Origin of the sequence: Pseudomonas sp. A214 (assembly GCF_900156295.1) — a bacterium.
Lineage (GTDB): Bacteria > Pseudomonadota > Gammaproteobacteria > Pseudomonadales > Pseudomonadaceae > Aquipseudomonas > Aquipseudomonas rhizophila.
Genome location: NZ_LT707062.1, coordinates 4,612,952 through 4,634,314, shown reverse-complemented (window position 1 = coordinate 4,634,314; position 21,363 = coordinate 4,612,952). Strand labels below are relative to the sequence as shown.

19 protein-coding genes are annotated in these 21,363 nt (G+C 60.3%); 7 read left to right on the top strand and 12 right to left on the bottom strand.

The genetic code is table 11. The features are described from left to right. Positions 1–23: 23 nt before the first annotated feature. From BW979_RS20700 to BW979_RS20670, 7 genes are all read right to left on the bottom strand, one after another. Positions 24–449 carry a GNAT family N-acetyltransferase gene (locus BW979_RS20700; protein WP_047227730.1) on the bottom strand — a complete coding sequence of 142 codons (426 nt, stop codon included), beginning with the start codon at positions 447–449 and terminating at the stop codon, positions 24–26. Next, on the bottom strand, positions 442–1,608 hold the full coding sequence (locus BW979_RS20695) for a ribosomal protein uL16 3-hydroxylase (RefSeq protein WP_047227729.1): 1,167 nt from the start codon (positions 1,606–1,608) through the stop codon (positions 442–444). The genes BW979_RS20700 and BW979_RS20695 overlap by 8 nt, the downstream gene beginning before the upstream one ends. Before the next feature lie 83 nt (positions 1,609–1,691). Continuing rightward, the gene (gene purB, locus BW979_RS20690; protein ID WP_047227728.1) at positions 1,692–3,062 is read right to left on the bottom strand and encodes an adenylosuccinate lyase; all 1,371 of its coding nucleotides are present in this window, start codon (positions 3,060–3,062) and stop codon (positions 1,692–1,694) included. Between the two features lie 258 nt (positions 3,063–3,320). Next, positions 3,321–3,944, bottom strand: coding sequence for a high frequency lysogenization protein HflD (gene hflD, locus BW979_RS20685; RefSeq protein WP_047227727.1), 624 nt, complete (start codon positions 3,942–3,944; stop codon positions 3,321–3,323). After that, a complete protein-coding gene (gene mnmA / locus BW979_RS20680) occupies positions 3,941–5,065 on the bottom strand; it encodes a tRNA 2-thiouridine(34) synthase MnmA (protein ID WP_047227726.1) in 1,125 nt (374 codons plus the stop codon). Before mnmA ends, hflD begins: the two co-directional genes overlap by 4 nt. Before the next feature lie 59 nt (positions 5,066–5,124). Then, on the bottom strand, positions 5,125–5,571 hold the full coding sequence (locus BW979_RS20675) for an NUDIX hydrolase (protein ID WP_047227725.1): 447 nt from the start codon (positions 5,569–5,571) through the stop codon (positions 5,125–5,127). A 198-nt stretch (positions 5,572–5,769) separates the two neighbouring features. Then, a complete protein-coding gene (locus BW979_RS20670; protein WP_047227724.1) occupies positions 5,770–7,995 on the bottom strand; it encodes an NADP-dependent isocitrate dehydrogenase in 2,226 nt (741 codons plus the stop codon). Between the two features lie 481 nt (positions 7,996–8,476). On the opposite strand from BW979_RS20670, the gene icd reads away from it, so the two are divergent. Further along, a complete protein-coding gene (gene icd / locus BW979_RS20665; RefSeq protein WP_047227723.1) occupies positions 8,477–9,733 on the top strand; it encodes an NADP-dependent isocitrate dehydrogenase in 1,257 nt (418 codons plus the stop codon). Positions 9,734–9,814: 81 nt separating this feature from the next. Here the strand turns inward: icd and cspD are convergent, their stop codons facing one another. Beyond that, a complete protein-coding gene (gene cspD / locus BW979_RS20660; RefSeq protein WP_047227722.1) occupies positions 9,815–10,087 on the bottom strand; it encodes a cold shock domain-containing protein CspD in 273 nt (90 codons plus the stop codon). A 227-nt stretch (positions 10,088–10,314) separates the two neighbouring features. Between cspD and clpS the strand changes: the two genes are divergently transcribed. Next, positions 10,315–10,677, top strand: coding sequence for an ATP-dependent Clp protease adapter ClpS (clpS, locus tag BW979_RS20655; RefSeq protein WP_015094394.1), 363 nt, complete (start codon positions 10,315–10,317; stop codon positions 10,675–10,677). A 29-nt stretch (positions 10,678–10,706) separates the two neighbouring features. After that, the gene (clpA, locus tag BW979_RS20650) at positions 10,707–12,977 is read left to right on the top strand and encodes an ATP-dependent Clp protease ATP-binding subunit ClpA (RefSeq protein WP_047227721.1); all 2,271 of its coding nucleotides are present in this window, start codon (positions 10,707–10,709) and stop codon (positions 12,975–12,977) included. Positions 12,978–13,254: 277 nt separating this feature from the next. On the opposite strand, the gene infA is transcribed toward clpA, so the two are convergent. The 4 genes from infA to trxB all read right to left on the bottom strand — a co-directional run bounded on the left by infA (position 13,255) and on the right by trxB (position 16,049). Beyond that, positions 13,255–13,473: a translation initiation factor IF-1 gene (gene infA / locus BW979_RS20645; protein ID WP_002553999.1), complete on the bottom strand. Its 219-nt coding sequence runs from the start codon at positions 13,471–13,473 to the stop codon at positions 13,255–13,257. Between the two features lie 100 nt (positions 13,474–13,573). Then, a complete protein-coding gene (locus BW979_RS20640; protein ID WP_047227720.1) occupies positions 13,574–14,281 on the bottom strand; it encodes an arginyltransferase in 708 nt (235 codons plus the stop codon). 57 nt (positions 14,282–14,338) lie between these two features. Next, positions 14,339–15,019, bottom strand: a complete 681-nt coding sequence (gene aat / locus BW979_RS20635) for a leucyl/phenylalanyl-tRNA--protein transferase (protein ID WP_047227754.1) — start codon at positions 15,017–15,019, stop codon at positions 14,339–14,341. Positions 15,020–15,089: 70 nt separating this feature from the next. Beyond that, positions 15,090–16,049: a thioredoxin-disulfide reductase gene (trxB, locus tag BW979_RS20630; protein WP_076385479.1), complete on the bottom strand. Its 960-nt coding sequence runs from the start codon at positions 16,047–16,049 to the stop codon at positions 15,090–15,092. A gap of 318 nt (positions 16,050–16,367) precedes the next feature. Here trxB and BW979_RS20625 point away from each other — a divergent pair, with 318 nt between their 5' ends. The 4 genes from BW979_RS20625 to crcB all read left to right on the top strand — a co-directional run bounded on the left by BW979_RS20625 (position 16,368) and on the right by crcB (position 21,352). After that, entirely contained in the window at positions 16,368–18,773 is a 2,406-nt protein-coding gene (locus BW979_RS20625) for a DNA translocase FtsK (RefSeq protein WP_076385477.1), read from the top strand. 58 nt (positions 18,774–18,831) lie between these two features. Then, positions 18,832–19,455: an outer membrane lipoprotein chaperone LolA gene (gene lolA / locus BW979_RS20620; protein ID WP_047227717.1), complete on the top strand. Its 624-nt coding sequence runs from the start codon at positions 18,832–18,834 to the stop codon at positions 19,453–19,455. A 200-nt stretch (positions 19,456–19,655) separates the two neighbouring features. Beyond that, a complete protein-coding gene (locus BW979_RS20615; protein ID WP_047227716.1) occupies positions 19,656–20,981 on the top strand; it encodes a replication-associated recombination protein A in 1,326 nt (441 codons plus the stop codon). Further along, entirely contained in the window at positions 20,978–21,352 is a 375-nt protein-coding gene (crcB, locus tag BW979_RS20610; protein WP_047227715.1) for a fluoride efflux transporter CrcB, read from the top strand. Before BW979_RS20615 ends, crcB begins: the two co-directional genes overlap by 4 nt. Positions 21,353–21,363 lie beyond the last annotated feature (11 nt).

Here is a 21,363-nt window from a genome sequence, read left to right as displayed (position 1 = left end):
TCCCCTCGCCACAGGGTTTGGTTTCAGCCCGAGTGACGCACCATGTCCACATGCGGAATCCCGGCTTCCAGGAACTCCTCGCTGACCACCGCAAAGCCCAATCGCTCGTAGAACGGCGTGGCATGCACCTGGGCGCTGAGCATCTGCTGCTTGAGCCCACGCTTCTCGGCTTCGGCGATCACGGCGTGCATCAGCGCGTCACCCACCTTCAGGCCGCGCCAGTCCTTGAGGACCGAGACGCGACCGATATGGCCGTCAGTCAACAGGCGCGCGGTGCCGATGGGGAAGTCGCCTTCAAACGCCAGAAAATGCACCGCGCTCTGGTCATCGGCATCCCATTCCAGTTCAGGCGGGACGGATTGCTCGGCAATGAACACAGTCTCACGAATGCGCCGGATCTCGGCGTTATCCTTTTGCCAGTCTGCGACACGAACGTGGATTTTATTCATCAGCGAACCCCAGGCTGCCTTGCTTGACCAACTCGCAGATCAGGCCGCGACCGTCTTCGTCGGCCAGCCACGGGCCGAGGTTTTCGCTGTGCAGGGCATCGGCGGCGCAGATCATTTTCAGCAGGTCGCGCAGCTTGCCCGGCAGATAACGGCTCTGGCCGCTGGCAAACAGCAGCAGGTCATCATCGACTTCCGACCAGGCCAGGCGGGCGCTTGGGTTGCGGATGATCACTGCGCCCTGTTCCAGGCCGGCCAGCAGGTCGTCTTCTTCCAGTTCCGGGCCTACCACCAGCTCCGGGTAGCGCGGCTCGGTCATGAACTGGCCGAACCAGGTCAGCAGCAGGCGCTCGTCGCTCATGTGCTCGGCCAGCAGGCCCTTGAGGCGATCGAGGGCGTCGTGCTGGATCTGGTGCGGGTCGGCCACCGGGCGCGCATCGGCGTCGGTGTAGCGTTCTTCGTCCGGCAGGAACTGGCTGAGGAAGTCGGTGAAGTGGGTCAGCACTTCGGCGGCGCTCGGCGCGCGGAAGCCTACCGAGTAGGTCATGCAGTCATCCACGGCCACGCCGCAGTGCGCCAGGCGCGGCGGCAGGTAAAGCATGTCGCCCGGTTCCAGGGTCCACTCGTCGGTGGCTTCGAAGTCGGCGAGGATGCGCAGGTCGGCGTGTTGCAGCAGCGGGCTCTCGGAGTCGCACATCTGGCCGATTTTCCAGTTGCGCTGGCCATGGCCCTGCAGCAGGAACACATCGTAATTGTCGAAATGCGGGCCGACGCTGCCACCCGGGGCGGCGAAGCTGATCATCACATCGTCGATGCGCCAGCTCGGCAGGAAACGGAAGTTTTCCAGCAGTTCGCTGACTTCGGGTACGAACTGATCGACAGCCTGCACCAGCAGGGTCCACTCGCGCTCCGGCAATTTGCTGAATTCGTCTTCGGCAAACGGGCCGCGACGCAATTCCCAGGGACGTTCGCCGTGCTCGATGACCAAGCGCGATTCGACTTCTTCTTCCAGGGCCAGGCCGGCCAGTTCGTCGGCATCGATCGGGCTTTGGAAGTCTGGAATCGCCTGGCGGATCAGCAGTGGTTTTTTCTGCCAGTAGTCGCGCAGGAACTCCCGTGCCGTGATGCCGCCCAGGAGTTGCAGAGGAATATCAGGATTCATGTGTAACCTATTGAAAAAATATACTTTTCAGACGCGAATAAAAACGCCCGGCGCGGCCGGGCGTCTCAGGGCAAAACGGTGGATCAGATGCGCTTGGCTTGTGCCGCTGCGTTGCCGATGTAGTTGGCCGGCGTGAGCTTTTTCAGCTCGGCGCGGGCCTCGGCAGGCATGTCCAGGCCATCAATGAAAGTCTGCAACGCTTCAGGACTGATGCCCTTGCCACGGGTCAGTTCTTTGAGCTTTTCATACGGGTTTTCGATGTTGTAGCGACGCATCACGGTCTGGATCGGCTCGGCCAGGACTTCCCAGCAGGCGTCCAGGTCGGCGGCGATTTTCTGCTCGTTGAGTTCCAGCTTGCTGATGCCCTTGAGGCTGGCTTCATAGGCAATGACGCTGTGGGCAAAGCCCACGCCCAGGTTGCGCAGCACGGTGGAGTCGGTCAGGTCGCGCTGCCAGCGGGAGATCGGCAGTTTGCTCGCCAGGTGCTGGAACAGCGCGTTGGCGATGCCCAGGTTGCCTTCGGAGTTTTCGAAGTCGATCGGGTTGACCTTGTGCGGCATGGTCGAGGAACCGATTTCGCCGGCAATGGTGCGCTGCTTGAAATAACCCAGGGAGATGTAGCCCCAGATGTCACGGTCGAAGTCGATCAGGATGGTGTTGAAACGGGCGATCGCATCGAACAGCTCGGCGATGTAGTCGTGCGGCTCGATCTGGGTGGTGTACGGGTTGAAGCTCAGGCCCAGCTCGTCTTCGATGAAGGCGCGGGCGTTGGCTTCCCAGTCGATGTCCGGGTAGGCCGACAGGTGGGCGTTGTAGTTGCCCACGGCGCCGTTGATCTTGCCCAGCAGTGGCACGGCGGCGACCTGGGCGATCTGGCGCTCCAGGCGGTACACCACGTTCGCCAGTTCCTTGCCCAGGGTGGTCGGCGAAGCCGGTTGACCATGGGTGCGCGATAGCATCGGAACGTCGGCGAAGCGGATTGCCAACTCGCGGATGGCCTGGGCGGTCTGGCGCATCAGCGGCAGCATCACGTCATCACGGCCTTCGCGCAGCATCAGGGCGTGGGACAGGTTGTTGATGTCCTCGCTGGTGCAGGCAAAGTGGATGAATTCGCTGACGTTGGCCAGTTCCGGCAGCTTGGCCGCCTGCTCCTTGAGCAGGTATTCAATGGCTTTGACGTCGTGGTTGGTGGTGCGCTCGATCTCTTTGACGCGCTCGGCGTGCTCCAGCACAAAGTTTTCAGCCAGGGCGTTCAGCACCGCGTTGGCTTGCGCGGAAAACGCCGGGACTTCGGCAATGCCAGGGTGAGCGGCAAGGCGCTGGAGCCAGCGCACTTCAACCAGGACGCGAGCGCGGATCAGGCCGTACTCGCTGAAAATCGGGCGCAGGGCCTGGGTTTTGCCGGCGTAGCGGCCGTCAACAGGGGAAACCGCAGTGAGCGAAGAAAGCTGCATGGGGTGTTCTCGGACAGTCGGGCAACGAAATGGGGCGCGTATCATACATGAAAACAATCGCCGGTCCGTCGCCAACTGACCGGCGTATTACGCGTAACGGAACACTATTTACCACCTGTGGCGAGGGAGCTTGCTCCCGCTGGGGCGCGAAGCGGCCCTGAGTCCAGGCAGTCCGGTGGATCAGCCGGACTCAAAGGACTGCGTTGCAGTCCAGCGGGAGCAAGCTCCCTCGCCACAAAAAAAACGGGTTGAGGCGACTTATTCGTTGCGCATCAACGGGTAAAGCTCTTTCAGCAATTTGCGTCGACTGATCACCAGCTGCCAGCGATGACCACCCAACTGCCGCCACAACCGCGCCGAGCGAATTCCGGCCAGTAACAGGGCGCGGATCTTCGAGGCATTGCTCGGTTGTTGCAGATTGCGCATGTCGCCGTGTACCTGGATGCGCTGGCGCAAGGTGCTCAGGGTGTCTTGGTACAGCGCACCGCAAGCGGCGATGACGTTTTCGTGGGCGGGACCGAAGTGTTCAACCTGGGACTGAATCTGCGGCAGGCGATTGCCGATGGTATCCAGCAGGTCGTCGCGCTTGGCCAATTGACGTTCCAGGCCCAGCATCGACAGGGCGTAGCGCAGCGGCTCGCGTTGCAGAGTGCTGGGGTCGCGCTCCAGGGCGCCGATCAGTGCGCGATAACCCTCGCGCAGGTTCAGGTCATCGCCGCCATAGACTTCAAGTGTGTCCTTGGGATCACGAATCAGCAGGCTGCCGAGCATGCAGCTCAGGCCCGCTTCGGTGGCTTGGCCGGTCTTGGCGATCCGATCCACCAGCACGGCGGCGAGAAACACCCCGCCCAATGCCGTCAGTTGCTCCTGGGTCGGGCTCATGCCTTGCTGCTCCAGGGCTCTGCGACTTCGATCACGCCGCCGCCCAGGCAGATTTCCCCGTCGTAGAACACCACGGACTGGCCGGGTGTGACTGCTCGTTGTGGGTCATCGAACGTCGCGCGATAGCCCGTGGCGGTTTTTTCCAGCATGCAGGGCTGATCACTCTGGCGGTAGCGAACCTTGGCCGTCAGACGGCGCGGTTGGCTGAGGTCGATCGGGTTGACCCAATAGATGTCGGAGGCGAGCAGGGCGCGGGAGAACAACCACGGATGGTCGTTGCCCTGGCCGACGATCAGCTCGTTGTGCTCCAGGTCCTTGACCAGCACGTACCACGGCTCTTCACCGGCGTCCTTCAGCCCGCCGATGCCCAGGCCCTGGCGCTGGCCGATGGTGTGGTACATCAGGCCATGGTGGCGGCCGATGACTTCGCCTTCGGTGGTCTTGATTTCGCCTGGCTGGGCCGGCAGGTACTGCTTGAGGAAGTCGCTGAAACGCCGCTCGCCGATAAAGCAGATGCCGGTGGAATCTTTCTTCTTGGCGGTGGCCAGGGCGTGTTTTTCGGCGATCGCGCGCACTTGCGGCTTTTCCAGCTCGCCCACCGGGAACAGGGTCTTGGCGATCTGCTCGCCGCCGACGGCGTGCAGGAAGTAGCTCTGGTCCTTGTTCGGGTCCAGGCCCTTGAGCAGTTCGGTGCGGCCGTCGATGTCGCGGCGGCGCACATAGTGACCGGTAGCGATCAGGTCAGCGCCGAGCATCATGGCGTAGTCGAGGAACGCCTTGAACTTGATTTCGCGGTTGCAGAGGATGTCCGGGTTCGGCGTACGGCCGGCCTTGTATTCGGCCAGGAAGTGCTCGAACACGTTGTCCCAGTACTCGGCGGCGAAGTTGGCGGTGTGCAGCTTGATGCCGATCCTGTCGCAGACGGCCTGGGCGTCCGCCAGGTCGTCCATGGCGGTGCAGTATTCGGTTCCGTCGTCTTCTTCCCAGTTCTTCATGAACAGGCCTTCCACCTCATAACCCTGCTCGATCAGCAGAAGGGCGGAAACGGAAGAGTCCACGCCGCCGGACATGCCGACAATGACGCGCTTGTTGGTGGTGTCAGAAGGGGCTGGATCACGCATAGCAGTTCAATGAGTGTCTTGAAAAAGGACGCGATTCTATCAGGCCCGGACGCGCAAGGCTAAAGAGAAGGACGGATCAGCGTCAGACTGTGGCGATGACCGGCCAGATAATCGTCGATGCAACGGATGATCAGCTCGCTGCGCCAGTGTTCACGCTGTTCGAGCAACTCGTTGCGGGTCAGCCACTTGGCGCCCAGGATGCCATCATCCAGTGGATAGTCCGGACGGTGGTTCAAGGCCTTGGCGGCGAAACAGACCCGTTGGTAGGTCACGCCATTACTGGGGGCGGTGTACAGGTAAATGCCCACCACGCTGGTAGGTTCGACGTCCCAGCCGGTTTCTTCCAGGGTTTCGCGCACGGCGGCTTCGATCAGGGTTTCGTTCGGGTCCAGGTGGCCTGCAGGCTGGTTGAGCACCGCTCGTCCGCCCTTGGATTCTTCCACCATCAGGAAACGGCCGTTGTCTTCGACGATGGTGGCGACGGTGATGTGGGGGTTCCAGTCCATGAAGCGTTCTCGATTCAAAGGTTGAACACGGTCAAATGTGGGAGCGAGCCTGCTCGCGATAGCGGTGTGTCAGTCAGCGTCAGTGTTGAATGTTATACCGCTATCGCGAGCAGGTTCGCTCCCACGGGGGGGATGCGTTGTGTCTGGAAACACAAACCCCGGCACCAGGGCCGGGGTTTGTGGTGTTCCTTTACAACCTTACACCAGCGCAGCAATCGCCGCGTTGAAGGTGTTGCTTGGGCGCATGGCCTTGCTGGTCAGCTCCGGGTTGGCGAAGTAGTAACCGCCGATGTCCACCGGTTTGCCTTGGACGGCATTGAGCTCGGCAACGATTTTTTCTTCGTTGTCGGTCAGTGTCTTGGCCAGGGCAGTGAACTGGGCCTTGAGGGCTGCGTCGTCGTTTTGCGCGGCCAATGCCTGGGCCCAGAACAGGGTCAGGTAGAAGTGGCTGCCGCGGTTGTCGATGCCGCCGACCTTGCGCGAAGGCGACTTGTTGCGGTCCAGGAACTCACCGGTAGCCTGATCCAGGGTCTTGGCCAGCACCAGGGCTTTAGGGTTGTTGTAGGTCACGCCCAGGTGTTCGAGGGACGCGGCCAGGGCCAGGAACTCGCCCAGGGAATCCCAGCGCAGGAAGTTTTCTTCCAGCAACTGCTGAACGTGCTTGGGTGCCGAACCGCCGGCGCCGGTTTCGAACAGGCCACCGCCGTTCATCAGCGGCACGATCGACAGCATCTTGGCGCTGGTGCCCAGTTCCATGATCGGGAACAGGTCGGTCAGGTAGTCGCGCAGTACGTTGCCGGTCACCGAGATGGTGTCCTTGCCTTCGCGGGTGCGGGCCAGGGTGAATTTCATCGCGTCGACCGGCGACATGATGCGGATGTCCAGGCCGGCAGTGTCGTGGTTCTTCAGGTAAGCCTGGACTTTCTCGATCACCACGCCGTCATGGGCGCGCATCGGGTCCAGCCAGAAAATCGCCGGGGTGCTGCTGGCGCGGGCACGGTTGACGGCCAGCTTGACCCAATCCTGGATCGGCGCGTCCTTGGTCTGGCACATGCGGAAGATATCGCCCGCCTCGACGTTCTGCTCCAGCAGGGTGCGACCGGTATTGTCCGAAACACGGACCACGCCGTCGGCCTTGATCTGGAAGGTCTTGTCGTGGGAACCGTATTCTTCGGCTTTCTTGGCCATCAGGCCGACGTTCGGCACGCTGCCCATGGTGGTCGGATCGAAGGCACCGTGTTGCTTGCAGTCTTCGATCACCGCCTGGTAGATGGTGGCGTAGCAGCGATCCGGGATCACGGCCTTGGTGTCGTGCAACTGGCCGTCGGTGCCCCACATCTTGCCGGAGTCACGGATCATGGCCGGCATCGAGGCGTCGACGATGACGTCGCTCGGTACGTGCAGGTTGGTGATGCCTTTATCGGAGTTGACCATCGCCAGGGATGGGCGCGCCGCGTAGACCGCCTGGATGTCGGCTTCGATCTGCGCCTGCTGCTCGGCCGGCAAGGCCTTGATGCGGGCGTACAGGTCGCCGATGCCGTTGTTCAGGTTGAAGCCGATCTGCTCCAGCACTTGTGCGTGCTTGGCCAGGGCGTCTTTGTAGAACTCGGCGACGATCTGACCGAACATGATCGGGTCGGAGACCTTCATCATGGTGGCCTTGAGGTGGACCGACAGCAGGACGCCTTTTTGCTTGGCGTCTTCGATTTCAGCGGCGATGAAGTCGCGCAGGGCGTTCTTGCTCATCACGGCGCAGTCGAGGATCTCACCGGCTTGTACGGTGGTTTTTTCTTTCAGGACAGTGGCAGTGCCGTCCTGAGCGATCAGCTCGATTTTCACGCTGCCGGCGGCGTCGATCAGGGCGGCTTTTTCGCTGCCGTAGAAATCACCGGTGCTCATGTGGGCCACATGAGACTTGGAGTCGGCTGCCCAGGCGCCCATTTTGTGCGGGTGCTTGCGCGCGTAGTTCTTGACCGACAGCGGTGCGCGGCGGTCGGAGTTGCCTTCACGCAGGACCGGGTTCACGGCGCTGCCCTTGACCTTGTCGTAGCGGGCGCGTGCGTCTTTCTCGGCGTCGCTGGTCACGGTTTCCGGGTAGTCCGGCAGTGCATAGCCCTGGGCCTGCAATTCCTTGATCGCGGCCTGCAGTTGCGGCACCGAGGCGCTGATGTTCGGCAGCTTGATGATGTTAGCTTCAGGCGTCACGGCCAGGTCGCCCAGTTCGGCGAGGTGGTCGGCGACGGCTTTGTCACCCAGTTGCTCGGGGAAGCTGGCCAGGATGCGCCCTGCAAGGGAGATATCGCGGGTTTCCACGGCGATGTCGGCCGAGGCGGTAAAGGCTTCGACGATCGGCAGCAGCGAATAGGTGGCGAGGGCGGGAGCTTCGTCGGTGAAGGTGTAGATGATCTTCGAGCGGGTGGGCATATTCGGATTAACTCTCTTCTTTGCTAAAGCATGCGCAGAAACTCGAGGGGCGCCGGGTAAGCGCGTTCGTTCAAAGTCATCCGTGAGTCGAATGTCGAGGTTTCTTCGCGGTGATGTTGGGTGCATCAGTCGAGCGTCAAGCGGTCGGGCCGCGGTAACGGTCCGGCTTTCAACGGGCCGAAAGTCTTGTGATAGAGCCATCAGCCGTCGTGACCCTGTGGTCAGCGGCGGCATTATACATAGGTAGCTGGCGATCTGCCGATGGTTCATATACTTGCGTACTCGTCCATTGGTCTAAACGTCGCAGTGCTAGAGGAGCAGGCTATGCTCACGTTTGGCGCTTTTCCCTTGTTTTTCAGGGTTGTACACCGCGAACTGCAACGCTTTTCCCCGGATGAGCCTAACGTAGGGTTTGCGCGCCGATACAACTGGGGTACGCTCGAACGCAGCCAGATGTTCAATCCAAGCAATGGAGTTCAGCATGGGGTATCAAAAGATTCAGGTTCCAGCCGTCGGTGACAAAATCACCGTCAATGCAGACCATTCTCTTAATGTTCCCGACAACCCGATCATCCCCTTCATTGAAGGCGACGGCATTGGCGTCGATATCAGCCCGGTCATGATCAAGGTGGTGGACGCTGCGGTTCAGAAGGCCTATGGCGGCAAGCGCAAGATTTCCTGGATGGAAGTCTACGCCGGTGAGAAAGCAACTCAGGTTTACGACCAGGACACCTGGCTGCCCCAGGAAACCCTGGACGCGGTCAAAGACTACGTGGTTTCCATCAAGGGCCCGCTGACCACGCCGGTCGGTGGTGGTATTCGCTCGCTGAACGTCGCCCTGCGCCAGCAGCTCGATTTGTATGTATGCCTGCGTCCGGTGCGCTGGTTCGAAGGCGTGCCAAGCCCGGTCAAGAAGCCTGGCGACGTGGACATGACGATCTTCCGTGAGAACTCCGAAGACATCTACGCCGGTATCGAGTGGAAAGCCGGTTCGCCCGAAGCCACCAAGGTCATCAAGTTCCTGAAAGAAGAAATGGGCGTTACCAAGATCCGTTTCGACGAGAATTGCGGCATCGGCGTCAAGCCGGTTTCCAAGCAGGGCACTCAGCGTCTGGCCCGCAAGGCCTTGCAATATGTAGTGGATAACGATCGCGATTCGCTGACCATCGTGCATAAAGGCAACATCATGAAGTTCACCGAAGGTGCCTTCAAGGAGTGGGCTTACGAAGTGGCGGCCGAGGAATTCGGCGCGACCCTGCTCGACGGTGGGCCTTGGATGCAGTTCAAGAACCCGAGAACCGGCAAGAACGTCATCGTCAAGGACGCCATCGCCGATGCCATGCTCCAGCAAATCCTGCTGCGCCCGGCCGAATACGACGTGATCGCGACCCTGAACCTCAACGGCGACTACCTCTCCGACGCCTTGGCGGCGGAAGTGGGGGGCATTGGTATTGCGCCGGGCGCCAACCTGTCCGACACCGTGGCGATGTTCGAAGCCACCCACGGCACGGCACCCAAGTATGCCGGCAAGGACCAGGTCAACCCGGGTTCGCTGATCCTGTCGGCGGAAATGATGCTGCGACACATGGGGTGGACCGAAGCGGCCGACCTGATCATCAAGGGCACCAACGGCGCGATTTCCGCCAAGACCGTGACCTATGACTTCGAGCGCCTGATGGACGGCGCTACGCTGTTGTCTTCCTCGGCCTTCGGTGATGCACTGATCTCGCACATGTAAGCGGATCGGCAGTCAGCAAAACAATGCCCGGCTCGAGTGATCGAGTCGGGCATTGTTGTTGTCAGGGGAGGCTTGTGCCGATCAATGGGCTTCAGTGGTCATGGCATTGACGGGGGTAGCGCAAGAGGTATCTTCGACGGTGTCGGGTGCAATATTGACCGCGTGCAGGCCCTTGGGCCCCTGGATGACTTCGAACGTGACGCGTTGTCCGGCTCTCAGGGTTTTATAGCCATCCATCTGAATCGCCGAGTAATGGGCGAAAAGGTCTTCATCCCTGCCGTTTGCGATAATGAAACCGTAGCCCTTGGCATTGTTGAACCATTTGACTTTGCCACTCATCTTGACGACCGACATAGGCCATATCCCTCTGCAACACACTCCGTCAGTGGAGTATCATCCAATCCATCCGCAGGCTAATCTTGGAAAACAGGATCGATTCCACGGACCTTTTTAACCCACGATGGGCTCTATTGGTTGTAACACCGTTTTCCCGATAGTCAAGGTGACCCGGCGAACGTGGTTGAAATCGCCTACAAGCGCCCCCATCACTGTATTTGCCAACTAAACGAACCTTTCTTTCCATGCATGCAATCAGCCAGATTCGACTAACATTCAATCAGGATCGCCCGGATCTACATGACGACGATTCCGCAGGCATTGCTGTTCAGGAAGCAAAGCCTGCATTACAGGCGCCACCGATGTACAAGGTGGTTTTGTTCAACGATGACTACACACCGATGGATTTCGTCGTCGAAGTGCTCGAGGTGTTTTTTAACCTGAATCGCGAGCTGGCGACCAAGGTCATGCTGGCCGTCCATACAGAGGGACGGGCAGTATGTGGAGTGTTTACCCGCGACATCGCCGAGACGAAGGCCATGCAGGTCAACCAGTACGCCCGGGAAAGCCAGCATCCGCTACTCTGTGAAATCGAGAAGGACGGTTAACGCCGACCACTTGGGTATGAGGTGAAGCTATGTTAAACCGCGAGCTCGAAGTCACCCTCAATCTTGCCTTCAAGGAGGCTCGTTCGAAGCGTCATGAATTCATGACCGTCGAGCACCTGCTGCTGGCCCTATTGGATAACGAGGCTGCCGCCACCGTTTTGCGTGCCTGCGGCGCAAACCTCGATAAACTCAAGCATGATTTGCAGGAGTTCATCGACTCCACCACGCCATTGATCCCCGTTCATGACGAGGATCGCGAAACCCAGCCAACCCTGGGCTTCCAGCGTGTCCTGCAGCGTGCTGTCTTTCATGTACAGAGCTCGGGTAAGCGTGAAGTGACCGGCGCCAACGTGCTGGTCGCCATCTTCAGCGAACAGGAAAGCCAGGCGGTTTTCCTGCTCAAGCAGCAGAGTGTTGCGCGCATCGATGTCGTCAATTACATCGCCCATGGCATTTCCAAGGTACCTGGGCACGGCGATCACTCCGAAGGTGAACAGGATATGCAGGATGACGAGGGCGGTGAGTCTTCTTCTTCGGGCAATCCGCTGGACGCCTATGCCAGCAATCTGAATGAACTGGCGCGCCAGGGGCGTATCGATCCACTGGTCGGACGCGAGGCGGAAGTCGAGCGGGTCGCGCAGATCCTGGCCCGACGCCGCAAGAACAATCCGCTGCTGGTGGGCGAGGCGGGCGTGGGCAAGACTGCGATCGCCGAAGGCCTGGCCAAGCGCATCGTTGATAACCAGGTGCCGGACCTGCTTGCCAACAGTGTGGTGTATTCCCTCGATCTGGGGGCCTTGCTGGCGGGCACCAAGTACCGCGGTGATTTCGAGAAGCGCTTCAAGGCATTGCTGGGCGAGCTGAAAAAGCGTCCGCAGGCGATCCTGTTCATCGACGAAATCCACACCATCATTGGTGCCGGTGCTGCGTCCGGTGGCGTCATGGATGCCTCGAACCTGCTCAAGCCGCTGCTGTCTTCGGGTGATATCCGTTGCATCGGTTCGACCACGTTCCAGGAATTTCGCGGGATCTTCGAAAAAGACCGTGCCCTGGCCCGGCGTTTCCAGAAAGTCGATGTGTCGGAGCCTTCGGTGGAAGACACCATCGGTATCCTGCGTGGGCTGAAGGGGCGTTTCGAACTGCACCACAATATCGAATACAGCGATGAAGCCCTGCGCGCCGCTGCTGAGCTGGCCTCGCGCTATATCAATGACCGGCATATGCCGGACAAGGCCATTGATGTTATCGACGAGGCGGGTGCCTATCAGCGGCTTCAGCCAGTGGAGAAGCGCGTCAAGCGCATCGAAGTGCCACAGGTCGAAGACATCGTGGCGAAAATCGCGCGGATTCCGCCCAAGCACGTCACCAGTTCCGACAAGGAGCTGCTGCGTAATCTGGAGCGTGACCTGAAGCTGACCGTGTTCGGTCAGGATGCAGCCATCGATTCGCTGTCCACCGCCATCAAGTTGTCTCGCGCCGGACTCAAGTCGCCGGACAAACCAGTGGGTTCTTTCCTGTTCGCAGGTCCCACCGGTGTCGGCAAGACCGAGGCCGCACGGCAATTGGCCAAGGCGATGGGGATCGAGCTGGTTCGCTTCGACATGTCCGAGTACATGGAGCGTCACACCGTATCGCGTCTGATTGGTGCGCCTCCGGGATATGTCGGTTTCGACCAGGGCGGCCTGCTGACCGAGGCCATCACCAAGCAGCCGCATTGCGTGCTCTTGCTCGATGAAATCGAGAAGGCGCATCCGGAAGTCTTCAACCTGCTCCTGCAGGTCATGGATCACGGTACGCTTACCGACAACAATGGGCGCAAGGCGGATTTCCGCAATGTGATCATCATCATGACCACCAACGCCGGCGCCGAAACCGCGGCTCGCGCTTCGATCGGTTTCACCCATCAGGACCATTCGTCCGATGCGATGGAAGTGATCAAGAAGAGCTTCACGCCTGAATTCCGCAACCGCCTGGACACCATTATCCAGTTTGGTCGCCTCAGCCATGAGGTCATCAAGAGTGTGGTGGACAAGTTCCTTACCGAACTTCAGGCGCAGCTCGAAGACAAGCGTGTGCTGCTGGAAGTCACCGATGCGGCCCGCAGTTGGCTGGCGGCCGGTGGTTACGATGTGACGATGGGGGCACGGCCGATGGCTCGCCTGATCCAGGACAAGATCAAGCGTCCACTGGCGGAGGAGATCCTCTTTGGCGAACTGGCCGAACATGGCGGTGTGGTCCACATCGACATCAAGGATGGCGAGCTGACCTTCGACTTCGAAACCACGGCTGAAATGGCCTGATCGTTACACGCAGGAAAAGCAAAAGGCGCCGAAAGGCGCCTTTTTGCTGACTTCAGAAACACCTGGCCCCTCCGGGTCTGGATAACTGCAGGATTTGTATCCGCCACAAATTTCCTGGGGGAGCGAGCCTGCTCGCGAAAGCGGTGGGTCAGTTGGCTGTAATGTCGAATGCGCCGGCCTCATCGCGAGCAGGCTCGCTCCCCCAGGGTTGTGAGGTGATTATTGGCGCGGACAAACAAAAACGCCCGGCATCAGCCGGGCGTTTTGTATTGACTTGTTAGCGAGCGCGGTAAGTGATGCGCCCTTTGCTCAAGTCATAGGGCGTCAGCTCGACGCGCACTTTGTCACCGGTAAGAATACGAATGTAGTTCTTGCGCATCTTGCCGGAGATGTGCGCGGTTACGACGTGCCCATTTTCCAACTCCACACGAAACATGGTGTTGGGCAGGGTGTCGACGACAGTGCCTTCCATTTCGAAGCTGTCTTCTTTCGACATGCAGTAAAGCCCTCGGTATCCAGTGAATGGCCCGGTGCAACTGCGCCAGGCAAAAGCGGCGTGCATTGTGCCCGAAAAAGGGGGTTTAAGCCAAGGGGTTCTAACTGAGGACGACCCATCTCTGGTTAATCAGCAATTCGATGGGGCGATATTGGGTCTTGTAATTCATTTTTTTGCAGTTTTTGATCCAGTAGCCCAAGTACACCGCTTCCAGCCCGAGGCGCCGGGCTTCGTTGATCTGCCAGAGGATGGCAAAACGCCCCAGACTGCGCCGTTCTTCGTCGGGCTCATAGAAGGTGTACACCGCCGAAAGCCCGTTGGGCAGCAGGTCTGTGACGGCGATGGCCACCAGTCGCCCTTCGAGGCGGAACTCATAGAAGCGGGAAAAGGGCAGGTCGCGGACCAGAAAGGTCGAAAACTGATCACGACTGGGCGGGTACATGTCGCCGTCGGCGTGGCGCTGCTCGATGTAGCGCTGGTAAAGATCGAAATACTCCTCGCTGAACTGCGGCTTGGCTGGCCGGACCTGCAGGTCGGCGTTGCGCTTGAAAATCCGCTTCTGCTGGCGATTGGGTACAAACTGAGCCACGGGAATGCGCGCCGGCACGCACGCATTGCAATGTTGGCAATGGGGCCGGTAGAGATGATCGCCGCTGCGACGGAAGCCCATCTCCGACAGATCTGCGTAGACATGCACATCCATGGGCTGGCTAGGGTCGAGGAACAGCGTCGTGGCCTGCTCCTCGGGCAGGTAACTGCAAGAGTGGGGTTGAGTGGCATAAAACTTCAAGCGCGCCAACTCGGTCATGATCAACCCTCGGGAGTAAGCTTTGGATTAAGTGTAAGCCAGGAGCGCCATTGTCGCTCAGCAAACCCAGGTTGCGTGGTTGGGCTGGTCCAGATGCGCCTTGAGGTAGCCGGCAAACTCAGCCCTTGGGATCGACCGGGCGCCGAGGCTGTGCAAGTGTTCGGTGGGCATTTGGCAGTCGATCAGCACGAAACCGGCCGCTTTGAGATGTTGGACCAGGGTGGCGAAGCCGAATTTCGAGGCGTTATCGGCCCGACTGAACATGGACTCGCCAAAAAACAGCTGCCCCATGGCCAGGCCATACAGGCCGCCCACCAATATACCCTGGTCCCATACCTCCACTGAATGGGCGAAACCGCGTCGATGCAGCTCCAGATAGGCGGTTTGCATGGCCTCGGTGATCCAGGTGCCGTCAGCATAGTCCCGGGGCGCGGCGCAGGCCTCGATGACAGCGGCAAAGTCCTTGTCGAACGTCACGGCATAGCGTTGCTTGCGCAGGAGCTTGCCCAGGCTGCGCGATACATGCAGTTCGTCGGGAAACAATACGGTGCGTGGATCCGGTGACCACCACAAGATCGGCTGGCCTTCGGAGAACCACGGGAAACAGCCGTGGCGATAGGCCCGGATCAGCCGATCGGCGGACAGGTCGCCACCGGCGGCCAGCAAGCCATTGGGGTCGCTCAGGGCTTTGGCCAGTGGCGGAAAATCGAACGTGTTGCGTTGTAGCCAAGTCAGCATGGTCATCCGGGCTTGCAGAAGGGGAGGGCGGGTCTTGTGCGCAGACAAGAGGCCGCCTAAAGGTTAACCGTCAAACCACCGGAATGTCATCGAGATACTTCTCGGCGTCGAGTGCGGCCATGCAACCGGCGCCGGCCGATGTAATGGCCTGTCGATACACGTGATCGGCCACGTCGCCGGCGGCGAACACGCCTTCGATATCGGTTGCAGTGGCATTGCCCTCGCTGCCGCCGCGGACGATCAGGTAGCCGTCGCGCATTGTCAGTTGGCCCTGGAACAGCTCGGTGTTGGGTTGATGGCCGATAGCGATAAACACGCCGGCCAGGGACAAGGTGCTGGTCTGGCCGGTCTCACTTTGGCGCAGACGCGCGCCGGTGACGCCGCTTGCATCGCCCAGCACTTCATCCAGATTCTGCTTCCAGTGCAGCTTCACATTGCCGTTGCGGGCTTTTTCGAACAGCTTGTCCTGCAGTATTTTCTCTGCGCGCAGTTTGTCCCGGCGGTGAATCAGGTGTACCTCACGGGCGATGTTGGACAGGTACAAAGCCTCCTCAACCGCCGTATTACCACCGCCGACCACCGCCACTACCTGATTGCGGTAAAAGAATCCGTCGCAGGTTGCACAGGCGGAAACGCCCCTGCCGGCGAAGGTCTGCTCTGAGGCCAGGCCCAGGTATTGGGCTGAAGCGCCAGTGGCGATAATCAGCGCGTCGCAGGTGTAGGTGCCGCTGTCGCCGATGAGTTCGAAAGGGCGCTGTTGCAACTTGGCGGTGTGGATATGGTCGTAGACGATCTGCGTGTCGAAGCGTTCGGCGTGGCGTTGCATGCGTTTCATCAGCACTGGACCGGTCAAACCCTCGACATCGCCGGGCCAATTGTCGACTTCGACAGTGGTGGTGAGCTGGCCACCGGCCTGCAGGCCAGTAATGACAACGGGTTTGAGGTTGGCACGGGCGGCATAGACAGCGGCGCTGTATCCCGCAGGGCCGGAACCGAGAATGATCAGGCGTGAATGCTTCACTTCGCTCATAAAAACACCTCATAAGCCTTTGTCACGAAAGAGAATGCATGCTCCAATTGACGCCAACACAGCTGGTTTTTGGCTATGCTGTAGCCCATCGTGCGGACAATGCCTTGGGGCTGACAAACCCGTACAATGCTTGAGTTTTGAACGCAGGAGAGGCAAAAGATCAAAATCTTCGGCAACACCTGCGGTTTTCTGGATGCACGTCACAGTGGTAAAAGTAGTACCGGTTGTGCACATTCACTTTTTTGCCTGCTCGTGATGAGCAGTTTTTTATAGTCATTCAACAGATGGACGCGCCTTTGGCGCAGGAAAAGAAGCGTTTTGAAGAAATCCACCGCAGCACCTAAAACAGTCGTTCCGCTCTGGCGCCAGCAATTGCACTACCGGCTCAAGGAAGGTGCGTTGATCGCCATCGGCGCCTTGTGCCTGTTCCTGATGATGGCCTTGCTGACCTATGGCAAGGACGATCCGGGCTGGAGCCACAACAGCAAGATCGACGATGTGCAGAATTTCGGCGGTCCGGCCGGTTCCTACAGCGCTGACATCCTGTTCATGGTGCTGGGCTATTTCGCCTACATCTTTCCGCTTTTGCTGGCGATCAAGGCCTATCAGATTTTCCGTCAACGCCACGAGCCCTGGCAGTGGAGTGGCTGGCTGTTTTCCTGGCGCCTGATCGGCCTGGTGTTCCTGGTGCTGTCGGGCGCCGCGCTGGCCCATATCCATTTTCACGCACCCACCGGCCTGCCGGCCGGAGCGGGCGGTGCGCTGGGGGAAAGTCTTGGCGAGCTGGCCAAGAACGCCCTGAACATCCAGGGCAGTACGCTGCTGTTCATCGCCCTGTTCCTGTTCGGCCTGACGGTGTTCACCGATTTGTCATGGTTCAAGGTGATGGATGTCACCGGCAAGATCACCCTGGACCTGATCGAGCTGATCCAGGGAGCGATGAATCGCTGGTGGGCGGCGCGCACCGAGCGCAAGCAACTGGTGGCGCAACTGCGCGAGGTGGATGACCGCGTCCACGACGTGGTGGCCCCGACCGTCACGGACAAGCGCGAGCAGGCCAAGGTCAAGGAACGCCTGATCGAACGTGAACAGGCCCTGAGCAAGCACATGTCCGAGCGCGAGAAACAGGTGCCGCCGGTCATCACCATGGCTCCGGCCAAGGCGCCGGAGCAGAGCAAGCGCGTGCAGAAAGAGAAACAGGCGCCGCTGTTCGTTGACAGCGCGGTGGAAGGCACCTTGCCGCCGATCTCGATCCTGGACCCGGCCGAAAAGAAACAGCTCAACTATTCCCCCGAATCCCTGGCGGCCGTCGGTCACCTGCTGGAAATCAAGCTCAAGGAGTTCGGCGTCGAGGTCTCGGTGGATTCGATCCACCCGGGCCCGGTGATTACCCGTTACGAAATCCAGCCGGCCGCCGGCGTGAAGGTCAGCCGTATCGCCAACCTGGCCAAGGACCTGGCACGTTCTCTGGCCGTGACCAGCGTGCGGGTAGTGGAAGTGATTCCCGGCAAGACCACCGTGGGCATCGAGATTCCCAACGAAGACCGGCAGATCGTGCGCTTCTCCGAAGTGCTCTCCACCCCTGAATACGACAACCACAAGTCGCCGGTCACCCTCGCCCTGGGCCATGACATCGGCGGCAAGCCTGTCATCACTGACCTGGCGAAAATGCCGCACCTGCTGGTGGCCGGTACCACCGGTTCCGGTAAGTCGGTGGGTGTGAACGCGATGATCCTGTCGATCCTGTTCAAGTCCGGCCCGGAAGACGCCAAGCTGATCATGATCGACCCGAAAATGCTCGAGCTGTCGATCTATGAAGGCATTCCGCACCTGCTGTGCCCGGTGGTGACCGACATGAAGGACGCCGCCAACGCCCTGCGCTGGAGCGTCGCCGAGATGGAGCGCCGCTACAAGCTGATGGCGAAGATGGGCGTGCGTAACCTGTCGGGCTTCAATGCCAAGGTCAAGGAGGCCGAAGAGGCCGGTACGCCGTTGAGCGACCCGCTGTACCACCGCGAGAACATCCACGACGAAGCGCCGCTGCTGCACAAGCTGCCGACCATCGTGGTGGTGGTGGACGAATTCGCCGACATGATGATGATCGTCGGCAAAAAGGTCGAAGAACTGATCGCCCGGATCGCCCAGAAGGCCCGTGCCGCTGGTATCCACCTGATTCTCGCGACGCAGCGGCCGTCGGTGGACGTGATCACCGGCCTGATCAAGGCCAACATTCCGACCCGCATGGCGTTCCAGGTGTCGAGCAAGATCGACTCGCGGACCATCATCGACCAGGGTGGCGCCGAGCAGTTGCTGGGCCACGGTGACATGCTCTACATGCCGCCGGGCACCAGCCTGCCGATTCGTGTGCACGGTGCGTTCGTGTCCGACGATGAAGTGCACCGGGTCGTTGAAGCCTGGAAACTGCGTGGCGCCCCTGAATACAACGACGACATCCTCAACGGTGTCGAGGAAGCCGGCAGCGGCTTTGAGGGCAGCAGCGGTGGTGGCGATGACGATGCCGAAACCGATGCGCTCTATGACGAAGCGGTGCAGTTCGTCCTGGAAAGCCGCCGGGCCTCGATTTCCGCCGTTCAGCGCAAGCTCAAGATCGGCTACAACCGTGCCGCACGCATGATCGAGGCCATGGAAATGGCCGGGGTCGTGACGGCGATGAACACCAACGGTTCGCGCGAAGTACTGGCGCCGGGCCCGATGCGCGATTAATGACCTGAGCGGCCTGGCGACACGCCGCTCGACCTCCCACGACTTCAAGAGGACTCCCATGCGCCTGATTCGCATGTTGCTGTTGCCCGTACTGGCCCTGACCACCTTGTCGGCCCATGCCGATGAAAAGGACGTGGCCCGCCTGACCCAGTTGCTGGAACGTTCCCAGACCCTGACCGCTCGCTTCTCCCAACTGACCCTCGACGGCAGTGGTACCCAGTTGCAGGAAACCGCCGGTGAGATGGCCTTGCAGCGTCCGGGCCTGTTCTATTGGCACACCGATGCACCGGCTGAACAACTGATGGTTTCCGATGGCAAGAAAGTCTCGCTGTGGGACCCGGACCTGGAACAGGTCACCATCAAGACCCTGGACCAGCGCCTGACCCAGACCCCGGCGTTGCTGCTCTCCGGCGATGTTTCCAAGATCAGCCAGAGTTTCGACATCAGCTCCAAAGAGGCCGGTGGCGTGATTGACTTCACCCTCAAGCCCAAGACCCGGGACAGCCTGTTCGACAGCCTGCGCCTGTCCTTTCGCAACGGTCTGGTCAACGACATGCAACTGATCGACAGTGTCGGTCAGCGTACCAATATCCTGTTCACCGGGGTCAAGGCCAACGAGCCGATCGCTGCGTCCAAGTTCAAGTTCGACATCCCCAAGGGTGCGGACGTGATCCAGGAGTAAACATAAAGCCCCTGTCGGAAATGGCCTGTGGGAGCAAGGCTTGTGGGAGCAAGGCTTGCCCGCGATTGCATCGCCTCGGTCTACCAGACGCACCGAGGTGTCTGTATCGCGGGCAAGCCTTGCTCCCACAGATGCTCCCACAGATCTGCTCCGGTAGAGAGGATCGGCACCAGGACCCAGCGGAGGTTGCATAAGTAGTGATGGACCTGTTTCGAAGCGCCCCGATTGCCCAGCCATTGGCCGCCCGCCTGCGCGCGACCAACCTGGATGAGTACGTCGGCCAGGAGCATGTGCTCGCTCGCGGCAAGCCTCTGCGCGAAGCGCTGGAGCAGGGCGCGCTGCATTCGATGATTTTCTGGGGCCCGCCGGGCGTGGGCAAGACCACCCTGGCGCGGCTGTTGGCCGAAGTCTCGGATGCCCATTTCGAGACGGTTTCGGCAGTGCTGGCCGGGGTCAAGGAAATCCGCCAGGCGGTGGAAGTCGCCAAGCAACAGGCCGGGCAATACGGCAAGCGCACCATCCTGTTTGTCGATGAAGTGCACCGTTTCAACAAGTCGCAGCAGGACGCGTTCCTGCCCTACGTCGAAGACGGGACGCTGATCTTCATTGGCGCGACCACCGAAAACCCTTCGTTCGAACTCAATAACGCCTTGCTGTCCCGGGCGCGGGTCTATGTGCTCAAGAGCCTCGACGAGGCGGCGATGCGCAAGTTGGTGCACCGGGCGCTGACCGAGGAACGCGGCCTGGGCAAACGCCAGTTGAGCCTCAGCGACGAAGGCTTCCAGATCCTGTTTTCGGCCGCCGATGGCGATGGCCGGCGCTTGCTCAACCTGCTGGAAAACGCCTCGGACCTGGCCGAAGACAACAGCGAGATTGGCGTCGAACTGCTGCAAAGCCTGTTGGGCGATACCCGTAGACGCTTCGACAAGGGCGGTGAGGCGTTCTACGACCAGATTTCGGCGCTGCACAAATCCATCCGTGGCTCCAACCCCGACGCGGCCTTGTACTGGTTTGCGCGCATGATCGACGGCGGCTGCGATCCGCTGTACCTGGCGCGTCGAGTGGTACGCATGGCCAGCGAAGACATCGGCAATGCCGATCCCCGCGCCCTGAGCCTGTGCCTGGCCGCCTGGGATGTGCAGGAGCGCCTCGGCAGCCCGGAAGGCGAACTCGCCGTGGCCCAGGCCATCACCTACCTGGCTTGCGCGCCAAAGAGCAATGCGGTGTACATGGGCTTCAAGGCCGCGATGCGCAGCGCCACCGAGCATGGCTCCCTGGAAGTGCCGCTGCACCTGCGCAACGCGCCGACCAAACTGATGAAGCAATTGGGCTATGGCGATGAATACCGTTACGCTCACGACGAACCGGACGCCTATGCCGCCGGTGAAGACTATTTTCCCGAAGAACTCGAACCCCAGCCGTTCTATCAGCCGGTGCCCCGTGGCCTTGAACTGAAGATCGGCGAGAAACTCAATCATTTGGCACAACTGGACCGTCTGAGTCCAAGGCAGCGGAGAAAACCTTGATCCCCTTGATCCTCGCAGTCTCTGCTGGTGGCGTTGCCGGCACGTTGTTGCGCTTTGCGACTGGCAATTGGGTCAACGCAAATTGGCCGCGGCACTTCTATACCGCCACGCTGGCCGTTAATATCGTGGGCTGTCTGCTGATCGGCGTTCTATACGGTCTGTTTTTGATTCGCCCCGAGGTGCCCATCGAGGTGCGCGCGGGGCTGTTGGTCGGCTTTCTTGGCGGCCTGACGACTTTTTCATCCTTTTCACTGGATACGGTGCGCCTGCTGGAAAGCGGGCAGGTGCCGCTGGCCCTGGGCTACGCGGCCATCAGCGTATTCGGCGGGCTGCTCGCCACCTGGGCTGGCCTGTCCCTGACCAAACTTTGATAACGAGAGAC